The 24,218-nt window shown below is 42.4% G+C and carries 22 protein-coding genes; 2 read left to right on the plus strand and 20 right to left on the minus strand.

All coding sequences use genetic code 11. The features are described 5' to 3' along the window. Window positions 1-268 precede the first annotated feature (268 nt). From ACO1R6_RS15610 to ACO1R6_RS15640, 7 genes are all read right to left on the minus strand, one after another. Window positions 269-664, minus strand: a complete 396-nt coding sequence (locus ACO1R6_RS15610) for a phage holin family protein (protein WP_486265883.1) — start codon at window positions 662-664, stop codon at window positions 269-271. Between the two features lie 145 nt (window positions 665-809). Further along, window positions 810-1,814 (minus strand): bile acid:sodium symporter family protein, encoded by a 1,005-nt coding sequence (locus ACO1R6_RS15615; protein ID WP_486265905.1) that lies wholly within the window; start codon window positions 1,812-1,814, stop codon window positions 810-812. A gap of 180 nt (window positions 1,815-1,994) precedes the next feature. After that, window positions 1,995-3,299, minus strand: coding sequence for a Gfo/Idh/MocA family protein (locus ACO1R6_RS15620; RefSeq protein WP_486265884.1), 1,305 nt, complete (start codon window positions 3,297-3,299; stop codon window positions 1,995-1,997). A 183-nt stretch (window positions 3,300-3,482) separates the two neighbouring features. Continuing rightward, entirely contained in the window at window positions 3,483-4,727 is a 1,245-nt protein-coding gene (locus ACO1R6_RS15625) for a carboxylate-amine ligase (RefSeq protein WP_486265885.1), read from the minus strand. Beyond that, window positions 4,720-6,189, minus strand: coding sequence for a RimK family protein (locus ACO1R6_RS15630; RefSeq protein ID WP_486265887.1), 1,470 nt, complete (start codon window positions 6,187-6,189; stop codon window positions 4,720-4,722). The genes ACO1R6_RS15625 and ACO1R6_RS15630 overlap by 8 nt, the downstream gene beginning before the upstream one ends. A 7-nt stretch (window positions 6,190-6,196) precedes the next feature. Beyond that, window positions 6,197-6,925: a C39 family peptidase gene (locus ACO1R6_RS15635; RefSeq protein WP_486265888.1), complete on the minus strand. Its 729-nt coding sequence runs from the start codon at window positions 6,923-6,925 to the stop codon at window positions 6,197-6,199. Window positions 6,926-7,431: 506 nt separating this feature from the next. Continuing rightward, window positions 7,432-7,704 carry a hypothetical protein gene (locus tag ACO1R6_RS15640; protein ID WP_486265889.1) on the minus strand — a complete coding sequence of 91 codons (273 nt, stop codon included), beginning with the start codon at window positions 7,702-7,704 and terminating at the stop codon, window positions 7,432-7,434. 202 nt (window positions 7,705-7,906) lie between these two features. Between ACO1R6_RS15640 and ACO1R6_RS15645 the strand changes: the two genes are divergently transcribed. Then, window positions 7,907-8,449, plus strand: coding sequence for a TetR/AcrR family transcriptional regulator (locus ACO1R6_RS15645; protein WP_486265890.1), 543 nt, complete (start codon window positions 7,907-7,909; stop codon window positions 8,447-8,449). 289 nt (window positions 8,450-8,738) lie between these two features. On the opposite strand, the gene hisIE is transcribed toward ACO1R6_RS15645, so the two are convergent. The 8 genes from hisIE to hisG form a co-directional block, all read right to left on the minus strand. Further along, entirely contained in the window at window positions 8,739-9,353 is a 615-nt protein-coding gene (gene hisIE, locus ACO1R6_RS15650) for a bifunctional phosphoribosyl-AMP cyclohydrolase/phosphoribosyl-ATP diphosphatase HisIE (protein ID WP_486265891.1), read from the minus strand. After that, window positions 9,350-10,105 (minus strand): imidazole glycerol phosphate synthase subunit HisF, encoded by a 756-nt coding sequence (gene hisF / locus ACO1R6_RS15655; protein ID WP_486265892.1) that lies wholly within the window; start codon window positions 10,103-10,105, stop codon window positions 9,350-9,352. The genes hisIE and hisF overlap by 4 nt, the downstream gene beginning before the upstream one ends. After that, entirely contained in the window at window positions 10,099-10,818 is a 720-nt protein-coding gene (gene hisA / locus ACO1R6_RS15660; protein WP_486265906.1) for a 1-(5-phosphoribosyl)-5-[(5-phosphoribosylamino)methylideneamino]imidazole-4-carboxamide isomerase, read from the minus strand. The genes hisF and hisA overlap by 7 nt, the downstream gene beginning before the upstream one ends. Further along, a complete protein-coding gene (gene hisH / locus ACO1R6_RS15665) occupies window positions 10,818-11,399 on the minus strand; it encodes an imidazole glycerol phosphate synthase subunit HisH (protein WP_486265893.1) in 582 nt (193 codons plus the stop codon). Before hisH ends, hisA begins: the two co-directional genes overlap by 1 nt. Before the next feature lie 85 nt (window positions 11,400-11,484). Then, window positions 11,485-12,582, minus strand: coding sequence for a bifunctional histidinol-phosphatase/imidazoleglycerol-phosphate dehydratase HisB (gene hisB, locus ACO1R6_RS15670; protein WP_486265895.1), 1,098 nt, complete (start codon window positions 12,580-12,582; stop codon window positions 11,485-11,487). Window positions 12,583-12,588: 6 nt separating this feature from the next. Further along, entirely contained in the window at window positions 12,589-13,659 is a 1,071-nt protein-coding gene (gene hisC / locus ACO1R6_RS15675) for a histidinol-phosphate transaminase (protein ID WP_486265896.1), read from the minus strand. Continuing rightward, on the minus strand, window positions 13,652-14,956 hold the full coding sequence (gene hisD / locus ACO1R6_RS15680) for a histidinol dehydrogenase (RefSeq protein WP_486265897.1): 1,305 nt from the start codon (window positions 14,954-14,956) through the stop codon (window positions 13,652-13,654). Before hisD ends, hisC begins: the two co-directional genes overlap by 8 nt. After that, window positions 14,953-15,804: an ATP phosphoribosyltransferase gene (gene hisG, locus ACO1R6_RS15685; RefSeq protein WP_486265898.1), complete on the minus strand. Its 852-nt coding sequence runs from the start codon at window positions 15,802-15,804 to the stop codon at window positions 14,953-14,955. The genes hisD and hisG overlap by 4 nt, the downstream gene beginning before the upstream one ends. A 395-nt stretch (window positions 15,805-16,199) precedes the next feature. Between hisG and ACO1R6_RS15690 the strand changes: the two genes are divergently transcribed. Then, window positions 16,200-17,069 (plus strand): DUF2911 domain-containing protein, encoded by an 870-nt coding sequence (locus ACO1R6_RS15690; protein ID WP_486265899.1) that lies wholly within the window; start codon window positions 16,200-16,202, stop codon window positions 17,067-17,069. A gap of 1 nt (window position 17,070) precedes the next feature. Here the strand turns inward: ACO1R6_RS15690 and ACO1R6_RS15695 are convergent, their stop codons facing one another. The 5 genes from ACO1R6_RS15695 to mnmA form a co-directional block, all read right to left on the minus strand. Then, window positions 17,071-19,500: a TonB-dependent receptor gene (locus ACO1R6_RS15695; protein ID WP_486265900.1), complete on the minus strand. Its 2,430-nt coding sequence runs from the start codon at window positions 19,498-19,500 to the stop codon at window positions 17,071-17,073. Then, a complete protein-coding gene (rpe, locus tag ACO1R6_RS15700; RefSeq protein ID WP_486265901.1) occupies window positions 19,500-20,168 on the minus strand; it encodes a ribulose-phosphate 3-epimerase in 669 nt (222 codons plus the stop codon). The genes ACO1R6_RS15695 and rpe overlap by 1 nt, the downstream gene beginning before the upstream one ends. A gap of 103 nt (window positions 20,169-20,271) precedes the next feature. After that, window positions 20,272-21,957 (minus strand): S8 family serine peptidase, encoded by a 1,686-nt coding sequence (locus ACO1R6_RS15705; RefSeq protein ID WP_486265902.1) that lies wholly within the window; start codon window positions 21,955-21,957, stop codon window positions 20,272-20,274. A gap of 3 nt (window positions 21,958-21,960) precedes the next feature. Next, complete coding sequence (locus ACO1R6_RS15710; protein ID WP_486265903.1) at window positions 21,961-22,677, minus strand: hypothetical protein; 717 nt, start codon at window positions 22,675-22,677, stop codon at window positions 21,961-21,963. 10 nt (window positions 22,678-22,687) lie between these two features. Then, window positions 22,688-23,794, minus strand: coding sequence for a tRNA 2-thiouridine(34) synthase MnmA (gene mnmA / locus ACO1R6_RS15715; protein ID WP_486265904.1), 1,107 nt, complete (start codon window positions 23,792-23,794; stop codon window positions 22,688-22,690). Window positions 23,795-24,218: the final 424 nt, after the last annotated feature.

A 24,218-nucleotide genomic window follows, 5' to 3' on the forward strand; every position in this document is an offset into this window, starting at 1 on the left:
AATTTAGTATTCATCACTATCTGATGGATATATATACTTAAAATATAATTTTTTGTTTTACTTAAAAGCGTATTTTTCTATTTTACAAACCTTTACACAACTATACCCAAACTTATCCCATCAAGTAATATAATTATTTTAATAAAACATTTAATCAATTTTAACAAAAACTTTAGGCATAAATAAATTATATTACAAAACACTATAAAAAAGGCCTGCATCGATTTAAACAATGCAGGCCTGCTGTTATCAGGAAATCTATAAGCGTTTATCGCAAAGCGTATGTTGCGGCTGGCTGTTGCATGAACCCGGTTTCATAATTCTCATCGGCGCGGGAACGGTCTATAAGTGTACCGGCAATAGCCAAAGCAATGGCAATGACCAGCGCGGGCCAGAACCCTTTTACTTCAAAGTTTCGCACCAATTTATCGGCAATTTTAATTACGATTGCTGTTACAATTAACCGGATTACAAAACTCAGCAGAAATAAAGTAAATAAATTACCAACGGCCCGCAAAAGAAAGCCAACAGTAGCATTTAGAATACCAATAAGAATAGCCACCCAAATAGCCGTTAAAAAATTTTTAACGTGCACCTGGGGCATTATGTAAGCCAATAAAAGCAGCACGCCGGCACTTACCAATAAGTTAATCAAAAAGTCCATAGTTGTATTTTGTTAGATTGCTAAAAATGATTTCTTCTACGTAAACTACCTGGTTTAGATAATGCTCCTTTTGTACGGGAGAATAGAATATATTTATAGCCTTCAGATAAACTAGTCTTAGGCAAAAAAATGGGGTTAAAAAGAATTAAGCTTTGAGTGTAGGGGGCGGTAAAGTGTCTTTTATTTGGCGGCGGGCCATATTTTGGGCCAATGTACTGGCAAAAATTAATTGCAAAGCGTGGTAAACCATTATTGGCAATAAAATTAAACCCGCAACAGCTGCATCGGGAAATAAAACCTTAGACATAACAGTACCGTGCACCAAAGATTTTTTAGAGCCGCAAAATAAAGCGGTAATGTTATCGGCCCGATTTAAATGCAACAAGCGCCCCAGAAGATAAATTAAACCCAGCACTAAAAAAAAGAAAAGCCCCATACTTATACCCAGCCAAATTAAATTGGCGGTGCTTACCCCTTTAAATAAATTACCGGCAAAAGATTCGCAGAAGGAATTAAATACAATTATTAAAATAATGGTTTGATCGAAGAGGCGCAATTGTCGGCGGTATTTTTCGGCAAAAGCGCCAAAACGCCGGTTCAAGGCAATTCCCAGTACCACGGGTAATATTACCTGCATGGTTAATTTAACAAATACCGGCCCTAAATCAAAAGCGCCGGTACTGGACTGTAAATACCACCCCATCCAGAGGGGCGTTAAAAATACGCCTAATAAACTAGAAATGCTGGCGTTAAAAATAGCGGCGGGCAAATTACCCCCGGCAATAGACACCATTACCACCGAAGAAGAAACCGTTGAAGGCAAGGCTGCCAGGTAAAATATACCCATCCAGAGGGCTTGTTGCTTATCGGCGCCTGTAATGGCCAAAGCACCTAAAACAAGCAGCGGAAACAAAAGAAAAGTAGCGGCCTGAATTAGCAAATGTAATTGCCAGTTGTGCAAACCAGCTTTTAACTTGGCGGGGCTTAGGCGTAATCCATAAAAGAAAAATATGCCGGCCACGCCGTAAGTAGCAATTTCCGCAAAAGGCAACAAACTATTTTCGCCGCCTAAATTCGGAAAAAAATATGCTAGTAATATTAAGCCGAATAAAGCTAATAAAAACCAGTCTAATCCGGCGCGCGCCGCCATCCCGGCTACCCGGTTAAAATTATTCTTGCTATTTACCGATGCGTTTAATGCCGGAGACTTATTTTCTGAAGACAGGTTGGCGTTGGGTTTATTATTCAATGCAGTCACACTTCCATTTTACCGATTAGCCCGCAAATGGATACAAATATTAAGGTTTACAATAAATAAATTCCCAAAGTACTACACCACCGACGGTACTACAAACGGTGCCCGGTAATTTCTGGTGAGCATTTGGTTTGCCGCTTCATCGTTTTTAAAAGTTTCGGAGGCCGGATCAAAATGCACCGTGCGGCCTAAGCGATAAGAAATATTAGCCAGGTGCGCCAGTCCCGACGAGAGATGCGCTGTTTCTACGGGCGCGTGTAATAAGCTTTTGTTCCGGGCGCGTACCGCATCCACAAAATTCTGAAAATGGTCGCCGCCGGCATTGCCCGATGGACCTTTGGTGCGTTCTTTTCCCAAGAAAGTTTTATACTCGGAATAACCCTTAACCACCATGTAACCTTTATCGCCGTAAAAGAAATTACCAATTTCTACGTCGTCTTCTTTATTCGTAGTCCAGGGGCGTACTTCAAACTGAATCATTTTCCCTTCTTTGGGGTAGTTAAATGTAGAGGTCAGCAGTTCGGGCGTTTCTTTGCAGTCATTCCACAAAAACTTACCACCGCTAGACGATACAACTTCGGGCAATCCAACATCTAAACCCCACATGCACAAATCGGTTTCGTGTACCCCCTGGTTGCCAATGTCGCCGTTGCCGTAATTCCAGAACCAATGCCAGTTGTAGTGCACGTAATTTTTGCTAAAATCCTGCTCGGCCGCCGGGCCTTGCCATAAATTCCAGTTTAAGCCGGTGGGCACCGGTCCTACGCCCTGGTTGCCAATATCCGGACGCCATTTAAAAACTACACCCCGAGCCATGTATACTTTGCCAATAACGCCATTTCGTAAGTGCTGAATGGCTTCGCGCAACGCCGTTGAACTACGCAATTGTACCCCGTGCTGCACAATGCGGTTATATTTATTAGCGGCCTCAACCATTTTGCGGCCTTCAAATAAATTATGCGAACCCGGTTTTTCTACGTAAACATCTTTACCAGCCTGGCAAGCCCAAATGGTAGCCAACGCGTGCCAATGGTTGGGCGTAGCCAAACTGACCGCATCAATATTTTTATCATCGTAAACCCGACGCAGGTCTTCTTCGGTTTTTACTTTACGGCCGTATTTTTTCTCCATGTCTTTGGCGCCGGCTTGCAGTACCTGCTGGTCTACATCGCACAAGGTTACCACTTCCACGTTTTTAAGCTTACTAAAACCCTCAATGTGGTTTTTGCCCCGACTGTTAAATCCAATAACCGCCACCCGCAAGCGGTCGTTGGCCCCAAAAGCCCGGGCCGGAATTAATGTGGGAATGGCAAATGCCCCGATGGTACCGGTAGTTGCCGTTTTTAAAAATTTGCGGCGGGAGTAATTATTTTCGGTCATGGTTTAAATTTATTCGGAATATACCTGTTCTCCTGCTGACCGGGAATTTATAACTACCACAACCATGCAGGACAAACGGTAAATTAGGGAAATAATTTATTCGGAATAAACCCGCCGCTAAAAATTTACCAGTAAATACAGAAATATTTAGAAATAACGTACTTACTAAGCTTTATTCTAAAACTATGGTCTGAATAGTTTACCGGTTGCCAGGCAATCGGCTAATTTAAAATATACGTCTTTTATCTTTTCCGGCTTTGGGTTTTCGCCTACGGCCCGTCTTATCCTATCGGTTAAATTTCCTTCCTGCAATATTAAATTCAGCGTTTCTAAAATATTTGCTGGTACCTGAAATGTCGCCTTTACTTGCTCTAATAAATATTGCCAAACCTCCCGGGCGCTTGCTGGCTCCGGTTTAGTATACCCAAACATGCCTAAATAAGCCGGATGGGCAATGGGCGTCGATAATCCCTGCGTAACGATTTCCCGGTAAATTGCGGCTAAATCTGTCTCCGACCAGCTTTGTTGCTCTTTGTAGGTAGTCCATTTCTGCTGAATGAGCAATTGCAAAACCCAAACAATAAATTGCAGAATGGCTACATCGGCCAAAGGTGTTTCCTGGTTATCTATTAGCCGGATTTCGATGGCTTGCCGCTCAAAACGCGCAATGGCCGCCCGGGAATTGAGAAATTCATCCTGCAAAATACCTTCCGGATCAAACGGCCCAATGGCCCGGTAAGCCGGTTCTAATATTTCTCTCTGGTAAGCGGCATAGCTAAAAACCGGCTCCGGAATAATTTGTCCGGCTATTGGGGGTATTTGCTGCTGATTTTGGGCATAAACCTGCAAACGGGTGCAGGCATAAGGGGTTACCTGGCCATCCATAATGGGTGAAGCAGCACTTAATGCGGGTATTAGCGGCAATAGCAAACGAATAGCAGCGTGCAAACGGCCAAACTCTTCTTCATTGGCAAAAGGTAAATTCAGGTGCGTACTTTGCAGGTTTGCCCAACCGTGGCCCCGGCAATCAAAGATTTTATTGTATGCCTCGTACACGGCATTATATTCGTGGGGCCACAAGCGGGTTTCGGTATACGGATTCATGAGCGGGTGCATACCACCGGGGAGCAAGCAAGCGCCGTGAGGCTTTAATATTTCGTTAATTCTAAGAATATGCTCCTGAAACAAAGCAGGCAACTTTTGTAAATTAGCAGCTGGCCCGTTTGTTTTCAGTTCTATTACGTGCAGCACCAATTCATTAGACCAGGCAATTTCAGCAAACTCTACATCCGATACGTAAGCACCTACCTGGTCATAAATTACCTGGTCGGTGATGGGTTTTACGGCCAGCGTATGGGCATCTACAATCATGTACTCCAACTCCACGCCAAAGCCTTCGAACAAATGCAAGGAACCGTGATTACTCATTTTTAGTGATTTTACGGGCATCCAGCCGGCGTTTAATGCTTTTCATAATAGCTCCATACAATTCTTTTTTCAGCACCTGGTCTTCCCAACCATAATCTATGCTGGGGTTATCGTTTACTTCAATAACGTACGCTTTATCACCTACTACTTTTAAATCTACGCCGTATAAGCTGTCGCCGATTAAATTGGCGGCTTTAAGCGCCGTGTGCATCACAAAAAAGGGCACCTGTTCCATGGGCAAGGTTTCTACCTGCCCGGTAGTATCGCTCTTCTTTCCTTCCCAGTTATAAATTTGCCAGTGGTTTTTGGCCATGTAATATTTGCAGGCATAAAGCGGTTGTTTGTCCAGAATGCCAATGCGCCAGTCGTAATCGGTAGGCATAAATTCTTGCCCAATAATTAACTCCGAAGAAGCCAGCATTTGATTTAATTCGGTCTGTAAGCTAGCTGCATCTTTAACTTTAACCACACCCTGCGAAAAAGAGCTGTCGGGCTTTTTTAGCACACAGGGCAATCCTAGTTCGGCAATTACCTGGTGGCAATTATCTTTATGAATAATCATGGTTTTGGGAATCGGAATGCGTGCTTTGGCCAATAATTCGGCCAGGTAAACTTTATTGGTACACCTTAAAATAGAAGTAGCATCATCAATAGAAACCAATCCGTCGGCTTCGGCCCGGCGGGCAAACCGGTAGGTATGGTGATTTACCGAGGTCGTTTCGCGAATAAACAAAGCATCAAATTCCGAAAGCCGCCGGTAATCATCTTTGGTAATCAGTTCTACATAAAACCCCTGGCTCTCGGCGGCATTTACAAATAATTCCATGGCCTTGCGGTTAGAAGGCGGAGCCGCTTCGGCCGGATTGTGCAGTATGGCCAAGTCGTAAACGGCTTTCGTGGTTCGGCCCGACGAAAACCGGTTTTTAGCAAAGTAAGCTTTGGCAAATTTTATAACATACCGCTGGTGTGCTTCGGGTACTTCGTTTAAAGGTATCGGCTGAATACTCTGGAGCACCCACTCTTTATTATAGACAAACTGTGCCCGGAGCAGAGGTGCCTGAAAAAGCGTATGCAGTTGTTTGCTAAGTTTTTCGTACTGCTTGGCTACATTTTGCCCGAAATAAATACTTAACGTAAAGGTCCGGGATTTAAGCCGCGCCAAACTTTTTTGAATAAGCTCATTCAGCTCTTCGGTAATGGCCCGCACAATAGTCGGCGACTTTAAATCCTGAATAGTAGTTACGTTGGGAATGGCTTTGTGGCCCCGCGCCTCGGCTAATAACGATACATAATAGCCGGTACTTTGGTACTTATAAGACCGACATAAATTAAATATGCGGGCATTTTTTATTTCGGTAAAAGAAGCATCGGTTAAATACGTTTTAGCCAAAACTACCTCTACTTCGTCAATAGTATTATATTCCCAATCTTCGGGATTATTGACTACAACAATTTTACGCATGTTCTCTTTAAGGTAGTGTGGGCGGCTCTATAATTAATAAATTGGCGTCGTAGGTAGCAATGCCCAACATAATTGCATTTAAAAGTCGGCTTACTTTTACTTCGTAGTAATTATTACGGAAAAAAGGATTTTCCTGGTAAGGATCGGCTACAATAATACTTTTTTGGTCGGGGCTAAGGCCACACAACACCACAAAATGGCCTAACGGATAACCCCGAATATCGTCGTACAAGCTTTCGTTACGTTCGTTTACCCGTTCGCGGGCACAGTTATACAGGTAAGTAGCGCTTAAACCCGTGAGTACCGGATAGCCTTGTTTAAAATAATGCTTTAATAACGATAAAGTTAAATCGGTATATTTTATTTCTCCACCCAGTTTTAAAAATTCGATGTACGCCAGGGAAGCATTCTGTAGCTTAGGTTCGGGTTTATAAAGTAACTGCTCCTCAAGGTTCTGAATAATTTTATGGTTGTTATGCAAAAACCAGGTCGGGTCAAAAACATGCAAGTTATAGGTGTATATTTTAGCCTTGTACCCTCTTTTTAAAGCATGGCAGCCCAGGTACACGGCCAACGTTCCTCCTTCTTCTAAAAAAGAAACTTCTTCTATTACCTGCTCTAACGATATATCATCATCGAAATACCGGTAAACGGCATGCAAACTGGTCGGCCCGCACGTAGAGTCGTCAGGTTGCGTTAATATTTTGAGTTTATTAAGTATTTTTACCGGCAGCACAGCACGCTATATTTAAGCTTTTAGATTATTAAGCGATATATACGTAGTCTATGATTTAAGTTTTACCCCCTTTGCCTGACACCTAGTATTTAAATTACTTGTAGCGTTTTGATATTCTTTTATTTTCTGGTTCATCATCATATTAGTTAATCCTCTTATTCAGAAGAAGCATAAATACCTTACCTTTACTCTGAGTTATATTAAGAGCAATTCTTGATAATAGAAAGCAAACTTGTGGATAATGTGGATAAAGGTTTGATAGTTTAAACCTGACAGAGATAAGTTGAGCTTACTAGCCGACTAAATAACTCACCTGAATAAGATAAAGATTTGATGTTTCTTATCTTATTTATAATATATGTTTCTTTATTTAATGTTAAATAGAACAAAAAAATAGCAACTCCCGCTCTATTTATAGCCTGAAGCTATTATAATAAATTGGAAGTTGCCAAATAAAATAAGAATAAAAGAATCCAGGAATATGGGTAAGATAATTAACCAACTAATTATTCAAGTGCTTTTAAATAAGCCAACCCTTTCCTGGCTGTTATATACTTTTGGGCATTAGAACGCGGATTGTTACCAATGGTAAATTGCAAATACCGGTCTTCTACCAAGCGGTTAATGTATTTCCGAACGTTATAAGGTTTTGTATCTACCTGAATAAAAGTTAAGATATCGTCTTTAGCTTGAGGAGAAGTACAAAATTGCAAAATCTCTTTTTTTACATCCTCAACTTCAGGTGTTCCGGTTTCCCTTAAAGAATTGAGTTTAGGCATTTTGTTAATATTTGGTTCTATACTACTACAATCTAAAAACCTGATTGTTTTGGCTTAAAAAAGATTTTATAAATTTTATTTTCTCGAACCTAATTTATTTACTCACCAGTAAATAATTAAAACAAATTATAATTACATAAAAACAAATTTCCATAAACAATTATATTACAGTAAATTAAATTGAACGAACATTCAATCATAAATGAATACACTTGATAGTAAACGTGAATTGCGTCAGCAGCAATTAATGGAAGTTGCCTTAGAATTATTTGCCGAGCAAGGTTTTGAGAAAACAACGATAAGGATGATAGCGCAAAAAGCCGGTATTGCTTTGGGCTTGCTGTATAATTATTACCCGAGTAAAGAGGCACTACTTTTAGCGCTGTTCCGAAAAGAACAAAGAGAATTACAGCTGCTGATGACTCATGAAAATGAATTTACGCTGGCTTTGTATATCCGTAATACAGTAAAAGCGGTAAAACAAAATTCACAATTCTGGCGATTGATTTACGGCCTCCGGCTCCAAGCTGGCGTAGGGCAGCAATTAGAAGCAGAAACAAAATCCCACACCGATGCAATTCAAAAGCAAGTAGAAGCTAGCCTGAACCAAAATAATGTACCTTTTCCGGGTCTTGAGGCTAAGTTAATTCTAGCCAACTTAGATGGCATTATCAATCATTATTTGCTTTATCCTAATTACCCGATTGATGATATAGCCAATCTCCTCCTGCTGAAGTATCGTTAATAAGAAAACCAGATTAAAAGGCATAGGCACTATTTAACATAATAACATCAATTTAAACAAATAAGTACAGTGGCTTAATTTAGTTTAGTTTACTTAATATCTTATTTGAGATAAATACCTTTTCTTATTCTTTACCCAGCATCTAAAAAGAATATTTGCAGAGAAACGCTTGAAAATAACTAGATAAAACTATGTGCTTAGGAATAAAAAAATCCCTATTTTATTAGAATAGGGATTCTTATGGAGAGTAGAATATTATAAATAATTATTTTTGAATTGAGGCTTATAGCTATTTCTTGTGCCGTTCTTCCAGTACCTGAATAATTTCGCTCAACTTCATGTCGGAGCCGGCCAGCAGCACCAGCAAATGGTAAAGCAAATCAGCGGCTTCACCTTTCATAGTTGCGCGGTTACCCGCTACTGCGTCAATAACTACTTCTACGGCCTCTTCCCCAACCTTCTGGGCCATTTTTTGAATACCTTTGTTAAACAATAAATTGGTATATGAGCCTTCTACCGGATTTTGTTTACGCTCCTGGATCAGGTTTTCGAGGTACTCTAGGAAAGAAGCCCGGCCGCTGGCCACCGAAAACAACTCTGGCTCGTTGGTGAAACAGGTAAGCGCGCCCGTATGGCAAACAGGCCCCACCGGATTTACTTTAATAAGCAAGGTATCTTCATCGCAATCTTTCTGGATGCTTACTACGTTTAAAAAATTGCCGGACGTTTCGCCTTTGGTCCAGAGGCGGTTCTTAGACCTAGAAAAAAAGGTTACAATTTTCTCGCGTTGGGTTTTCAGGTAAGCTTCCTGATCCATATAGCCCAACATAAGCACCTGCCCCGTTTGGTTATCCTGGATAATAGCGGGAATAAGTCCGCCGGTTTTTTCAAAATCTAAAATCATAAGCGAATAGGTAGTTGGCGGGCGGCCAAATAATTTTTTAAGACTGGAATTTTAATTTCGCCAAAATGGAAAATACTTGCGGCTAAAGCGGCATCGGCCTGAGCCAGATCAAATACTTCAGAAAAATGCTCAATAGTGCCAGCCCCACCCGAAGCAATAACCGGAATAGAAACATTGCGCGAAACGGCACCCGTTATATCCAGGGCAAAGCCGTTTTTGGTACCGTCGTTGCTCATGGAAGTTAATAAAATTTCACCAGCACCCAAATCCGTAATTTGGTGGGCCCAGTCTACGGTTTCGTAAGGCGTTTCCAAAGTACCGGCCCTGCTAAATACTTTCCAGCCATGCGGGGTTAATTTGGTATCGATGGCAACGGTTATACATTGGCTGCCGAAACGTTTGGCTAGTACGTTTACCAACGTAGGTGTTTTAATGGCTGCCGAATTAACCGAAACTTTATCGGCTCCCTCCTGCAGCAGCAACTCTACGTCGGCAATGCAGCTAATGCCACCACCTACGGTAAACGGAATATCTAAGTGGCGGGCAATATCCCGGACCAGCGCTGCAAAGGTCTTGCGTTCTTCGTTCGTAGCGGTAATATCCAGAAATACTAACTCATCGGCACCCTGCCGGGCATATTCGGCCCCAAGTTCAACCGGATCGCCGGCATCCCGAATATTCTCAAACTGAATACCTTTTACCGTGCGCCCGTTTTTAATATCAAGGCAAGGAATAATGCGTTTGGTTAACATACAAAACTTTTTAATTCTGGCAAGGTAATGGTGCCTTCGTAAATAGCTTTACCAATAATAGCACCGAACAAACCGGCAGCCTTTAATTCTTCTAAATCCTGGATGGTTGTGACACCGCCGCTGGCAATAATTTTGGCATCCGGGTAAGTTTTTACGAGGTTAGTGTAAGTGCCGGTTGCCGGCCCCTGCAGCTTACCATCTTTGCTTACATCAGTACAAATAAAGGTAGTTGCCCCTTTTTCCTGGTAATCTGCTACAAATTTATTTACCGTTATATCCGATTGGTCGGCCCAGGCATTTATAGAAATGGTGTTATCCCGAAAATCGGCGCCAATAATAATGCGCTCCGGACCAAAAGTGCTTAACCAGCTAGCTACGATTTGGGGTTCCCGCACCGCAATGCTGCCAGCCGTTATTTGGCTTGCACCCGCCGAAAAAGCTTGCTCAATGGCTTCCTGCGACTGAATACCGCCGCCAAAATCAATGTGTAATGTGGTAGCAGCCGCAATCGCTTCGAGTACTTTTAAATTAACAGGCTTGCGGGCCCGGGCGCCATCCAAATCTACCAGGTGCAAATGGATTATGCCATTATCCTCAAACCTTTTGGCTACTTCTATCGGGTTGCTGTCGTACGTTTTCTGTTGATTAAAATCACCTTCGGTCAGCCGCACACATTGGCCGTTAATAATATCTATGGCCGGAATAATACGCATCATAAGTTTAAAAAATTCTGTAAAATGCGGGTGCCGGTAGCGCCGCTTTTTTCGGTATGGAACTGTACGGCATAAAAATTTTTATACTGTACCGCGGCGCTAAAAGGCTCCGGGTAATCGGCAGCGGCAATGGTATGCTCGCTCTGCGGCACATGGTAACTATGCACAAAGTACACGTAATCTTTTTCGGTTAAGCCCGCCATAATAGGGGTTTTTAAATTATAAATATTATTCCAACCCATGTGGGGCACTTTTAAGTCTGTAACAAACCGCTTTACATCCAACGGAATAATATTCAGCATGGGCGTGTCATTCTCTTCGCTGTGGCGGCACATGAGTTGCATACCCAGGCAAATACCTAAAAATGGCTGCTTTAAGTTAGGTATAATTTTATCCAGGCCGTCGGCTTTTAGTTGTCGCATGGCCGAATTGGCTTCACCTTCGCCGGGAAAAATAACCTTATCTGCTTTCTGGATGGTTTCCCGGTCTGCGGTTAAGGTTGCCTGTACGCCCAAGCGCTCTAAAGCAAACCGCACCGACTGCACATTGCCACCTTTATAATCTATAATTACAACGTTCATCTTTAAGTTGTTAGTTGTTAGTAATTAGTATTTAGTCTTAATATATACCAGAATGATAACTAATAACTAAACACTAATAACTACTTTACAATACCCCTTTGGTACTGGGTAAGGCCATATTGGTAATATCGCGAGCCACGGCCATTTTTATAGATTTGGCTACCGCTTTAAAAATAGCTTCAATTTTATGGTGTTCGTTGGTGCCCTCGGCTTTTACATTTAAGTTACACTTGGCCGCATCGCTAAACGATTTAAAGAAATGGTAAAACATTTCGGTAGGCATATCACCTACTTTTTCGCGTTTAAACTCTGCGTCCCAAACCAACCAAGGCCTACCTGAAAAATCTAGGGCTACCTGGGCCAGCACATCGTCCATGGGCAATAAATAACCGTAGCGGCTGATGCCCATTTTATTGCCCAGCGCCTGGCCAAAAGCTTCGCCTAAAGCAATAGCGGTATCTTCAATGGTATGGTGTTCGTCGATGTGCAAATCGCCTTGCACCTGAATTTCCATATCGGTGCCGGAGTGTTTGCTTAATTGCTCGAGCATGTGATCAAAGAACCCCAAACCCGTATGAATTTGCATGTGGCCATTGCCATCCAGGTTCAGGTTTACTTTTATTTTGGTTTCGTTGGTGTTTCGGATTACCGAGGCGGTACGATCGGGTAACCGCAGAAACTGGTATATTTCGTCCCAGGTGGCGGTGGTTAGCGCTGCCCGGTCATTTGCTGTTTGACCTAAAAATATACTTTTGGCACCCAGGTTTTCGGCTAATTGTATATCAGTTAAACGATCGCCGATAACGTAAGAATTAGCTAAATCGTAAGTTTCGGCAAAATATTCTTCTAACATGCCAATGCCTGGTTTGCGCGATGGCAGATTTTCGTGCTCAAAACTCCGGTCGATATGAATATTGCTGAAAGTAATACCTTCGCCTTCCAGGATTTCGAGCATTTTGTTTTGGTAGGGCCAGAAAGTTTCTTCGGGATAAGAACTGGTGCCTAACCCGTCCTGGTTGGTAACCATTACAAATGTATAATCCAGTTCGGTCTGGATCTTATATAAATTCCGGATAACGCCGGGGTAAAAACTAAATTTCTCGAAAGAATCAACCTGAAAATCAGTGGGTGGTTCTAAAAGAATGGTCCCGTCGCGGTCGATAAATAATACTTTCTTTTTCACAGTATGTTAGGCTTTAACGAATTCAGATTGCGGGTAAGCTTTGAGTGCCTCTACCAAAGCGGCATTCTCGGTGGCGGTACCTACCGAAATCCGGAGACAATTATAACAGTTTAATTGATTAGAACGGTTACGCACCACAATGCCTTTGGCTAATAAATAAGCATAAATATTGTCGGCTTCCGTTACCTGAATCAAAATAAAATTTGCATCGGAAGGGAATATTTTTTGCACAACCGGTATGTGCGGTAAGGTTTGCTGCAAATATTCACGGCCATTGTTTATTTCGGCAATCATGCCGGCTAATTCATCGGCCCGGTCTAAAGCCTTCAAGGCAATTTGTTGGGTGGCTTCGCTAATATTATAAGGCGGTTTAATTTTATTCAGGAAACTAATAATTTCCGGCGAAGCAAACGCCATTCCCAAGCGTAGCGCCGCCATACCCCAAGCTTTAGAGAAAGTTTGCAAAACCACCAGGTTCGGAAACTCGGCTAGTCGCTTGGTCCAGCTTTCGACAGGCGCAAAATCAATATACGCTTCGTCTATTACCACCAATCCGCTAAAATTACGCAATATATATTCTATACTCTGCGGATTAATTAAATTGCCGGTCGGGTTATTGGGCGAGCAAAGGAAAATTATTTTGGTATTGGCATGAATTTGCCCTTGTAGTTTGCTTACCTGTACCTGAAATTTTTCGTCGAGGCTGATGTGCCGGAGAAAAATATCGTTTAGATTAGCGGCTACATCGTACATACCATACGTAGGGCCAAAGGTTAGTATTTCGTCGTTGCCGGGTTTGCAAACCAACCGGATTAGTAAGTCAATGGCTTCGTCGCTGCCGTTGCCCAGAAATATTTGTTCTGGTTTCACGCCTTTAATGGGCGCAATTTTTTCTTTTAGTTTACGCTGATGCGGATCGGGGTACCGGTTATAGGATTGATCGGCGGCCAGGCTGCCTAAATTATTTTCGTTGGCATCAATAAAAATATTGGCATCGCCCTCAAATTCGTCGCGCGCCGATGAGTAAGGTTTCATGGCCAGAATATTGGCGCGCACCAGAGATTTAATATTAAACATTTTCGTTTTTACTATCTATTTCTTTAAGCCGGATACTAACGGCATTTTTGTGTGCCTCTAATCCTTCGGCGGCGGCCATTACTTCTACGGTTTGGCCCAACCGTTGCAAACCTGCTACAGAAATTTCCTGGAAGGTAATCTTTTTAAAAAAACTATCGAGCGATACGCCACTGTAAGCCCGCGCGTAGCCATTGGTAGGCAAGGTATGGTTAGTACCCGATGCATAATCGCCGCACGCCTCAGGCGTATAGTTGCCCAGGAAAACAGAACCCGCATTGGTGATTCTTTCGGCTATTTGTTCATAGTTTTTTACGGCCAGAATTAAATGTTCGGGAGCGTATAAATCAGAAAAAGCCAGCATTTGTTCTGGTCCTGCCAGTACCACGCCCAAGCTATTCTGCAAGGCTTTTTGGGCTACTTCGCGCCGGGGCAAAACGGCCAATTGCTTTTCCAGTTCTGCTTCAACTTTATCTACTAAACTTTCTGAATCTGAAACCAATATAACCTGCGAATCCGGGCCATGTTCTGCCTGAGATAATAAATCAGCGGCTACAAAAGCCGGGTTAGCCGAGTCATCGGCCATGACCAAAACCTCCGACGGACCAGCCGGCATATCGATGGCCACACCGAGCTTACCTACGAGTTGTTTGGCCATGGTTACGTATTGGTTGCCTGGTCCAAATATTTTATAAACGGGGGGTATACTTTCGGTACCAAAAGCCAAAGCTGCAATGGCCTGCGCGCCGCCCACTTTGGCAATTTGCTTAATACCCAATAATTGGGCGGTATATAAAATGGCCGGATGAATGCTGCCGTCTTTGGCGGGCGGGGTACACAAAATAATTTCTTTGCAGCCCGCTAAAGTAGCCGGTATGCCCAACATAAGCAGCGTAGAAAACAATGGCGCCGAACCACCGGGAATATATAGACCAACTTTATCGATGGGTACACTCCGGCGCCAGCAAGTAACGCCATTTATGGTTTGGATCTTTTTTACCGGTTCGCGCTGCTGCTCGTGAAAAGCTTTAATATTTTGAGCCGCTTCTTTAATTGCCTTTTGCAAATCTAGGCTTACCTGGCCGGCAGCTTGTGTTAACTCGTCGTCGGTTACAAATAACTCGGCTAACTGAACGCCGTCAAATTTCTGGGTAAGGGCTTTCAGGCCGGCATCGCCTTCGTTTTTGATTTGCGAAAAAATTGCCTGAATGGCGGGCTCCAGCGTTTCAAAATTATGCACCGGCCGTTGGGTAAGCGCAACCCATTCCGAAATAGCCGGATTTAAGACTTTCCGGATCATAAAATCATTTTTTCGATGGGTACAACCAATATACCCTGGGCCCCTACTTCACGCAACTTCTGAATAATTTCCCAAAAATCATCTTCGTCTACTACCGAGTGCACCGAACTCCAACCTTCTTCGGCCAAAGGCAAAATTGAAGGCGCTTTCATGCCGGGCAAAAGTGCTTTTATGGCCGGAATAGAATCATTGGGTGCATTTAATAATATATATTTAGCTTTTTGCGCCTTCCGTACTGATTGAATGCGGAAAAGCAATTGGTTGAGAATCTTCTTTTTCTCTTCTGATAGGGCTTGGTGCGCAATAAGCACCGCTTCGGACCGGAAAACGCTTTCTACTTCGCGTAAGCCATTACTTATTAAAGTACTACCAGAGCTAACAATATCGCAAATGGCATCGGCTAAGCCTATGCTGGGTGCTATTTCTACAGAACCACTAATAGTATGAATATTAGCTTGCACGCCCCGCTCCTCCAGGTAAGCTTCTAGTAAATTGGGGTAAGAGGTAGCCAGACTTTTGTTTTGCAAATCCTGAATGTTATGGTACTCGGCAGCTTTAGGCACCGCAATGGCCAGGCGGCATTTAGAGAACCCCAATTTTTGCAGAGCCAGTTCTTGTTTCCCAGCTTCTACCAAAACGTTTTCGCCCACAATGCCAATATCAGCTACTCCATCGGCTACATAGCCCGGAATATCATCATCCCGCAGAAATAAAATTTCTAATGGAAAATTAGTTGCTTCGGTTTTAAGTTTTAAAGAACTGTTAATAAAAGAAATACCGCACTCCCGGATAAGATTTAAGGAATCTTCACTTAACCGGCCGGATTTTTGAATTGCTAAACGGATCATGAATGTAAAATATTTTCAAAGATATAACCCAAACTCGAAATGTGGGCGCTAAAAAAGATTTTGCCGAGGCACAAAAAGAAAAATATATTCTTTTTAATGGCAATGATGATAAAAAAAGCCGGGCATAGTTTCACCCAGGTTGGTGTAATAACCTGCTATATGAGATAAGAATAATACTTGTTTCTTGCCGTTGCTCATGATGTGTGGCAAAGGTAATCGTATTTAATTAAAATCAAAAAATAGAAATTAATACTTTTTTTATGCGGTTTTTTTACCCGTATAATTTATACTTTTGTATAATAAAGAACGACTTAGGTAATATTTTTGGCATTATTTTTTATACCTAATTCTGGCAAGGCCTAAGGTCACCTGTTAAACCACATTAACAATTAACTATGCCCAAATGTTTGGTAATCATACTTTTTATTTTATTTACTTTAAGTAATGCTTACAGTCAGGTAAGATTGCCGCAAGCCAGCCCCGAAGCTACGGTAATCCAAACCATAGGCCTTACCGATATTACAGTTACTTATCACCGGCCAGGCGTAAAAGGCCGGGCTATTTGGGGCAAGTTGGTGCCTTATGGGCAAGTTTGGCGGTGTGGAGCCAACGAAGCAACCTTAATTGATTTTACCGAGGATGTTAAGATTAACGGGGTGCCTTTGCCAGCCGGCACGTATTCTTTTTTTACCTTGCCCGAAAGCGAAACAAATTGGTTTGTCATTTTTAATAAAAATACCCAGCAGTGGGGAACAGAAACGTACAATGCCGCTGAAGATGTAATTCGGGTGCCCGTAAAGCCCGAGCCGGCTCCTTTCCAGGAGACTTTACAATATTCTTTTACCGACCTGGAACCCACCGAAGGCCGGCTGAATTTAAACTGGGAAAAACTTAAAATTTCTTTTATTATTTCGGTAGAAGTATTTGAAAAAACGGTTGCTACACTTAAAGAAGATTTAACCAGCGTAAAACCAGATGATTGGAATAGCTATGCCCTGGCCGCCCAGTTTTTAATTCAGAACAACAAATTGCACGAGCAGGCTTTGCAATGGATTAATAAATCTATTCAGATTAAAGAAAATTTTTATAATAATTGGCTTAAAGCCCAGTTACTCGCCCAAAAAAATGAATATGAGGGCGCCATTAATTTAACCAAAAAAGCTATTAAGCTCGGGCAGAAAGACACCAAAAGTTACACACCTATGGCGCAAGACATGGAGCGTTCGCTGGATTTGTGGAAAGTAAAAATGCACACCGTAGATTAGTTTAAAACCGGGCTACAAACCGCAGATTTATCAACCGGGAAGATAAATAATTGGGAACAGCATATGTAATTTTATTTACATCTTCTACGTAATCGTATGAAATTACATTATTTGCTGCCAGTAGATTTAGTACTTCCAAACCCAGCCACAAACTTTCTAATGCTTTTACCTCATCTAAAGTTATCAGTTTAGAAAAACCAATATCTACCCGCTTGTAACCGGGCATTTGGTATTGGTTCCTAATCTCTTCTCGTCCCGGCGGACTAAACGGCAAACCAGTACCGTAAACTAAATTTAAGGTCATCTTCACACTTGGGTCGCTGGGTAGCTGGTCTTGGAAAAATACGCCCAAGGTAACCCGCTGGTCGGTGGGTCGCCGGATGTAGCCCAAGGGTTGCTTGCCAATAATGCGCCGGGTACCTTTTTCGTACACGTAAGTAGAATCGCCGGTTATATCTTCCCGCGTCGACATAATGCCCAAGCTAAACCAGGATTCGGCGCCTTTAATAAATTCACCGTTTACCCGGGTATCAAATCCGAAAGCATACGCTTTGGCATTGTTGCGGGCATAATACCGCAAGCGCACATTATCTACTTCGTAAGGAATAACGTTGGATAAATGCTTGTAATAAGCCTCTGATACTAACTTAAAATCGCGGTTCCAGGTTTTAAACTGATATTCGTTCCCAACTATAAAATGCAGGGAACGCTGGGCTTTTAAATTACGGTTCAAGCTACCTGCTTCGTTGCGCAATTCGCGGTAAAAAGGTGGTTGGTAATAATAACCTGCTGCTATTTTGTATGATAATTTTTCGTTACTAGGCGCTTTAAAGGCATACTGCACCCGCGGGCTTACCACCATCTCTTGGTTATAACTCCAGTAATTAGCCCGAAGGCCGTAAGTCAGGGTTTTTCCGCCGGCCCATCGCAACGTTTGCTGCGCAAAGCCGCTCAACCGGTCCGAAAACAATTTTATATCGGCTTTAAGCAGGTGATTTAGGGTGACAAAATCTGCCGAATCTTTAAAACGGTATTCATCTAAAACATCCTGAATATTTTCGCGGCTCCACTTAAAGCCCCAGCTAACCTGGTTTTGGTCGGATATATTCCAGGAATGCCGGGTTTCTAAGGCTAATATTTTAGCTAACAAAATATTGCGGGAATAATTGTACTGCGTACCAACATCACGTTGCTGCACACACTGGTTAAAATCTTTAGAATTGGGGTTTAAATCAATGTCGCAAAAATTATAACCGGCTTCCAGGCTGCGTAATTCCCGCTCTCGCGAAACCAGATTAGAAACAATAAACCGCGCGGTATAGCTATCGGTAAAATGGTGCTGCAGCACCAGCCCGGCCTGGTACGTATCGTATTCCATTCGTTCGCGGCCTGCATAAGCAACTTGCAACCGCACGTATTGGTTGGCCGTGCCAAAGGTAGTTTCGCGCTGGGTGGGTAAAACCAAATATTTATTACGGGCCACACTGCCCAAAAAGCCTAGGGTAGTCCGGCCGGGATCTGCTTTTTTACCTACCTGTACATTAATATACGTTTGCAGATCGCCAAATTTAGGTTGGTAATTGCCGCTGGTTTGCAAACCTTTATTAAATAATAGTTGGGCATTTTTATAGCGCCCCCCAACCACGTAGGTTAGCCGCTTATTCCGGCTGAGGCCTTCGAGGTGCGCCGCGCCGCCTAAAAAGCCGCCGGTAGCTGAACCTCCAAATTTTTCGGGCGTTTTATAAGTAATATTTAGTACTGACGAAAGTTTGTCGCCGTACTGTGGTTGCCAGCCACCAGCCGAAAATTGAATATCCTGTACCAGATCCGGATTGATAAAACTGAGACCTTCTTGTTGCGCATTGGTAACTAAAAAAGGCCGGTAAATTTCGATATCGTTTACATAAACCAGGTTTTCGTCGTAATTGCCTCCTCGCACTGAATAAGTAGAAGACATTTCGTTGTTGCTTACAACACCTGGTAACGTAACTAGAATCTTATTAAAATCGCCGAAAGCCGTAGGTAAACTTTTGGTTAAACGCGAATCTAGCTGTGTGATGCTTACCTGTTCACGGGTGCTTTTAGGATCGTGGCCGGTTATGGTAACAGTTTTTAAAGCGGTGGTATCATTTACCAACACAATGCGTAACTCCTTTGTTTCGCCGGTTGCTAGCCGTAAATCCAATAAATATTTTTGATAGCCAACATGGTTGAAAATCAACTTAATAGAAACATTGCTTTGAACCTTAAGATTAAACTTACCCTGATTATTGGTAGTTGCCCCATTGTTTGTGCCCACTACAGTTACGCCAGCGCCCACTAGCGGCACTTGGTCCTGCGAGTAAACCTGTCCCGTAATGGTAGCCGTTTGGGCCAGGCCCGGCAAAGCTAAGAACACAAAAAAGAACCGAAATAAAAGTTTTAACGGCATCAAACAATTAAGCGAACTTGGGTTTCTTTCAGGTTTTTAATGGTTTGCTGCGGATCAGGTGAAGAAAACACAAAGCTACCAGCAACCAGCACATCGGCTCCGGCCTGGATTAAGCCCGCTGTGTTTTCTACGTTTACACCACCATCAATTTCAATTAATGCACCGGAATTGCTCTGGTTAATTAAATTTTTAGTTTCTTCAATTTTGCGATAAGTCTGCGGAATAAATTTCTGACCGCCAAAGCCCGGATTAACCGACATCAGTAAAACTAAATCTATATCCTGAATAATATATTCAAGAGAACTCACGGGTGTATGCGGGTTTAGAGCCACTCCCGCTTTTGCCCCCGCATCTTTGATACTTTGTACGGTACGGTGTAAATGCGTACAAGCCTCGTAATGCACGGTAATAATAGCGGCTCCGGCTTGCGCAAATTGTTCTATATAGCGCTCTGGTTGCACAATCATTAAATGCACATCTAAAGGTTTTTTGGCGTATTTTTTTATGGCAGCCAGTACCGGAAATCCGAACGAAATATTAGGCACAAACACCCCGTCCATAATGTCTATATGCATTAAATCTGCTTCGCTTTGGTTTAGCATTTCTACTTCCGACTGAAGATTAGCAAAATCAGCCGCTAATAAAGATGGAGCAATCAGGTGTTTCACGGGTGCGTTAATTTTTATTAAATAAAAGTTAGCAGAATCTTAAACATTACTTTTTAAACCCGGCAATTATTAAAAAGAATATATTGCCAGTTAAAAGCTGCTCTTAATTTACGGTTTTCAAAAATCTAAAAGCTTTGGGGCCAGTTTGGCAAGTAACAATACAACTGTAAATGCCGGGTGGTAAATTTGTTACATCTACCTGTACTACCCGGCTAGGCGGAATGGCAATAATAGCTTCCTGGGCAAACTTCTGGGCAATTAGATTATATATGACTACTTTAATTTTTTGATTTTCGTAATCATGGCCTAATTTAATTTGGAGTAAATTATTCTGAATTGGGTTCGGAAAAATTAAACCTTGTTTATCTTCTTGGGTGGCCAAAGCCGTGGCCTTGGTAAAATTAGGAATGCCGTAACCTAAATTATTATCTGGTTGATTAGCCTGGGAAGCCGTTCGTTGTAAATAGTTAATAACCTGCATATTGGTTAAAGTTGGATTGGCCTGCCAAAAGCCAACGGCCATACCGCACAAAATAGGGCCAGAAAAGGAAGTACCATTAGCCCGACTAATGGCCCCACCAGCCGTAACAATAGCAGCATTTAATCCTTGGGCTACTAAATTGGGTTTAACGCGGCCATCGGCAGTAGGCCCAACCGAACTAAAAGGCGCTAAACGGCCTAAAGAATCTACTGCGCCTACACTTAATATTGAATCGGCATCGGCTGGTGCGCCCACGTAACGCCAGGTCTTGTTGCCTTCGTTGCCGGCACTGTTTACAACCAATATACCGGTAGCAGCGGCAAAGTCAGCGGCCCGGGTAATCAAACTATTCCGGCCATTCATATCCTGGTACGCATAACTGCGCGAAGGTTGGTCGAAAGTAGTATAACCTAAAGAAGAATTAATCACATCTACGCCGGCACTGTCGGCATATTCGGCCGCCAGTAACCAGTTTATTTCTTCTATGTTGTGCTCAGAACGCGAATCTTCGGTTATAAATAAGTAATAATTGGCTTTGTAGGCGGTGCCGATAAAAGCACCGGGCTGGTATGCTGCCATGGTTGAAAGTACAGATGTACCGTGGTTATCTTTCTCAAAAACATCTTCGTTGCGGTCAACAAAATCAAAAGTAGCTTTTAATCGGTTTTCGGTAAATAAATGGGAGAAAGCCGAAATCTGGTTTACCCCCGGAAAACCGCCGTCGAAAATGGCTACGTGCATGCCATCGCCGCGAAAGCCGGCTGCATGCATATCTACGGCCCCAATCATGTTGGCCTGATTATAGGCAACGCCGTAGGTCTTGCGATCGGCCGCTTCCCGTAAATTATTACGCAAAGTAGTTTTGTTTCCTTTGCTTTTCAGATTTTGAATAACTACCGTTTGGTTAGTACGGCGGCTGAGAGTTTGGCCATTCTTAACAAAATTTAGCTTTAGCACTTCGCCTAATACCGTAGAATCGCAATACACCACAGCGGCATTAAACCAGCGGGAGGTATATAATACCTGGGCACCAGTACTTTTAATGCTGCTTACGTAACCGGGATTTACCGGCAAATCGCGCCGATTTAATGTAATTTGTTGTTTTTGCCGCCGCGCAATGGCCCTTTCGGATAAAAAAGCCTGGGGATTTGCTAGGGTATACGGCGAGTTATCTTTGTCTTTAAAATAGATAAGGTGCTTCCGGTTACGAACAGCTTCACCAGACTGCGCCTGGGCAGCCGGCATCAGCAGTTGAAGTCCGCAAAAGAAGATTAGCCATAAAATATTTGCCGCAGCACCGCTCCGCATATATTATTTTTTTATGTAATAAGAACGGATTTTCTGAATGCGCTTAATGCCATATACAATAAATCCTTCACCAATATTACAGCTTTGCGCAGCAGAACCGCAATATTCGTAATCAACATATTTTTTGTAAATCAGGCCTACATCGGCGGCATACACTTCGTGCCGATCATCAAAATCAATAATATTCTCGTTTTGGTAGTGCACTACCGTTACGGTTTTAGCAAAAGTAGTATCGCGTAAGGTATAAGGCTGGCCTATATGCTGATAATAAAATTCTTCCTCGCTCCCGCTGTTCTGGTTGTAAGCATTGCCATTCCATTTTTTTTCGGGCGTTACAGGAAAAACCAAGTTAACAACTCTTTTGTTATTTTGCGTAATCTGGGCATTCAAAGCCGAAACATTAACCAGAATTACCGAATCGGCACCCCATGCAGCCGATGCACGTGCGCGGCGCGACCGTATTATTTTATAAGTAAGCTCATTGGCCTGATTTTTAAAAACCGTATCTACCCGTTCCCGGATTTGGTAAGTTATGGAATCGCCGGGCTGGTTTTTAGCCCGACGAATATATTTGGTTTCACTTACATCGTACACCCAATAACTACCCACCTGCATGGGGTAATAATATTTTCCGTCATCTTCCGAAATTTTAATCGTTTCTTCTGAGCAGCCAAAAAATAATAACGGTAATAAAAACAAGTAATAAAGCTTTTTGCCCATAAAAGAAAGATTAATCTATTTTAAAGCTTTCTTCAATCCAGCCGCCGCCAATTACGTCGTCTCCTTCGTAAAATACAGCAGCCTGACCAGGCGCAATGGCATGTACCCCGGCATCAAAATAAACTTTCATTTTATCACCTAACTGCTCAATTAAGGCGGGAGTACCCGCATCGTTGTACCGCACCTTGGTAATAGTTTGGGTAGGCTTGTTCCACAAATCGGGGTATTTACTTAAGTTTAATTTCCCAACGGTCATGCCGTTTTTAGCCAAATCGTTGTAGTTACCTAATATTACCCGGTTTCTATCTTTTTCTATGCGGGTTACATACGCCGGAAAGCCCAAAGCTACGCCTAAGCCTTTGCGCTGACCAATGGTATAAAATGGATAACCTTCGTGCTTACCCACAACAGTACCATCTTCCATTACAAATTCGCCGCCGGCAACTTCGGTTTCTAAACCAGTTACCCGCCGTTTTAGAAAACCGCGATAATCGTTATCCGGGATAAAGCAGATTTCGTACGACTCCGGTTTTTGCACCAGTTCGTTAAATCCTCTTTCAATGGCCATGTTCCGGATTTCGGGTTTGGTTAAATTACCTAACGGGAACATGGTCCGGCTTAAACTCTGCTGAGAAATTCCCCACAAAGCGTAAGACTGATCTTTGTTTTCGTCGCGTCCTTTAGAAATTACAAACCGTTTGTTTTCTTCCCGGATATTGGCATAATGGCCAGTCGCAATAAAATCACAATCCAACTGGTCGGCGCGGCGCAACAACGAATCCCATTTAATGTGGGTGTTACACAAAACACATGGGTTAGGCGTACGACCGGCAATGTACTCGTCGGTAAAATGATTGATTACAAAATCGCCAAACTCTTCGCGGATATCAATAATATAATGCGGGAAACCCAAATTAACAGCAATATTGCGGGCATCGTTGATAGAATCGAGGCTGCAGCAACCCGTTTCTTTGCGGTTTCCGCCTGAAGAAGCGTAGTCCCAGGTTTTCATGGTCATGCCCACCACTTCGTAGCCTTGCTCGTGTAACATAACAGCTGCAACCGACGAATCAATGCCGCCGCTCATAGCTACCAGTACCCTACCTAATTTACTCATCTATATAAATTAATATTTTTCTATTTTAAATTTTACTGCAAATATACAGACTACCTTTGAGGTTTATCGTTTTCTTGGTATATTTTTATTTTAACCAAATTCTTCTGTCTAATCTAAATACTGGTAAAAAGAAATTCAGGATAGCGACAGAATGCAAGGGGGGAAATTATATCTTATATAATAATCAATAATTTAATTCCACTACCTTAGATATAAAATTTAAGAAAATATACTTTTAGTTTATATACCTATAGGTTTAATTCAACCCGCAATCAAATAACTCGAAAGAGATAAATAAAACATCTTGGAACCATTTTAATCCTATTACAATTGGTATAACTGTAAATATTGAAAGTGGTCAGAAGAGCTTTATTATCCGACTTCGCAGGGCTAAATGGTAGCTAATCTGCTAAATCTTAACTAA

The sequence above is a fragment of the Adhaeribacter sp. genome (assembly GCF_057359045.1).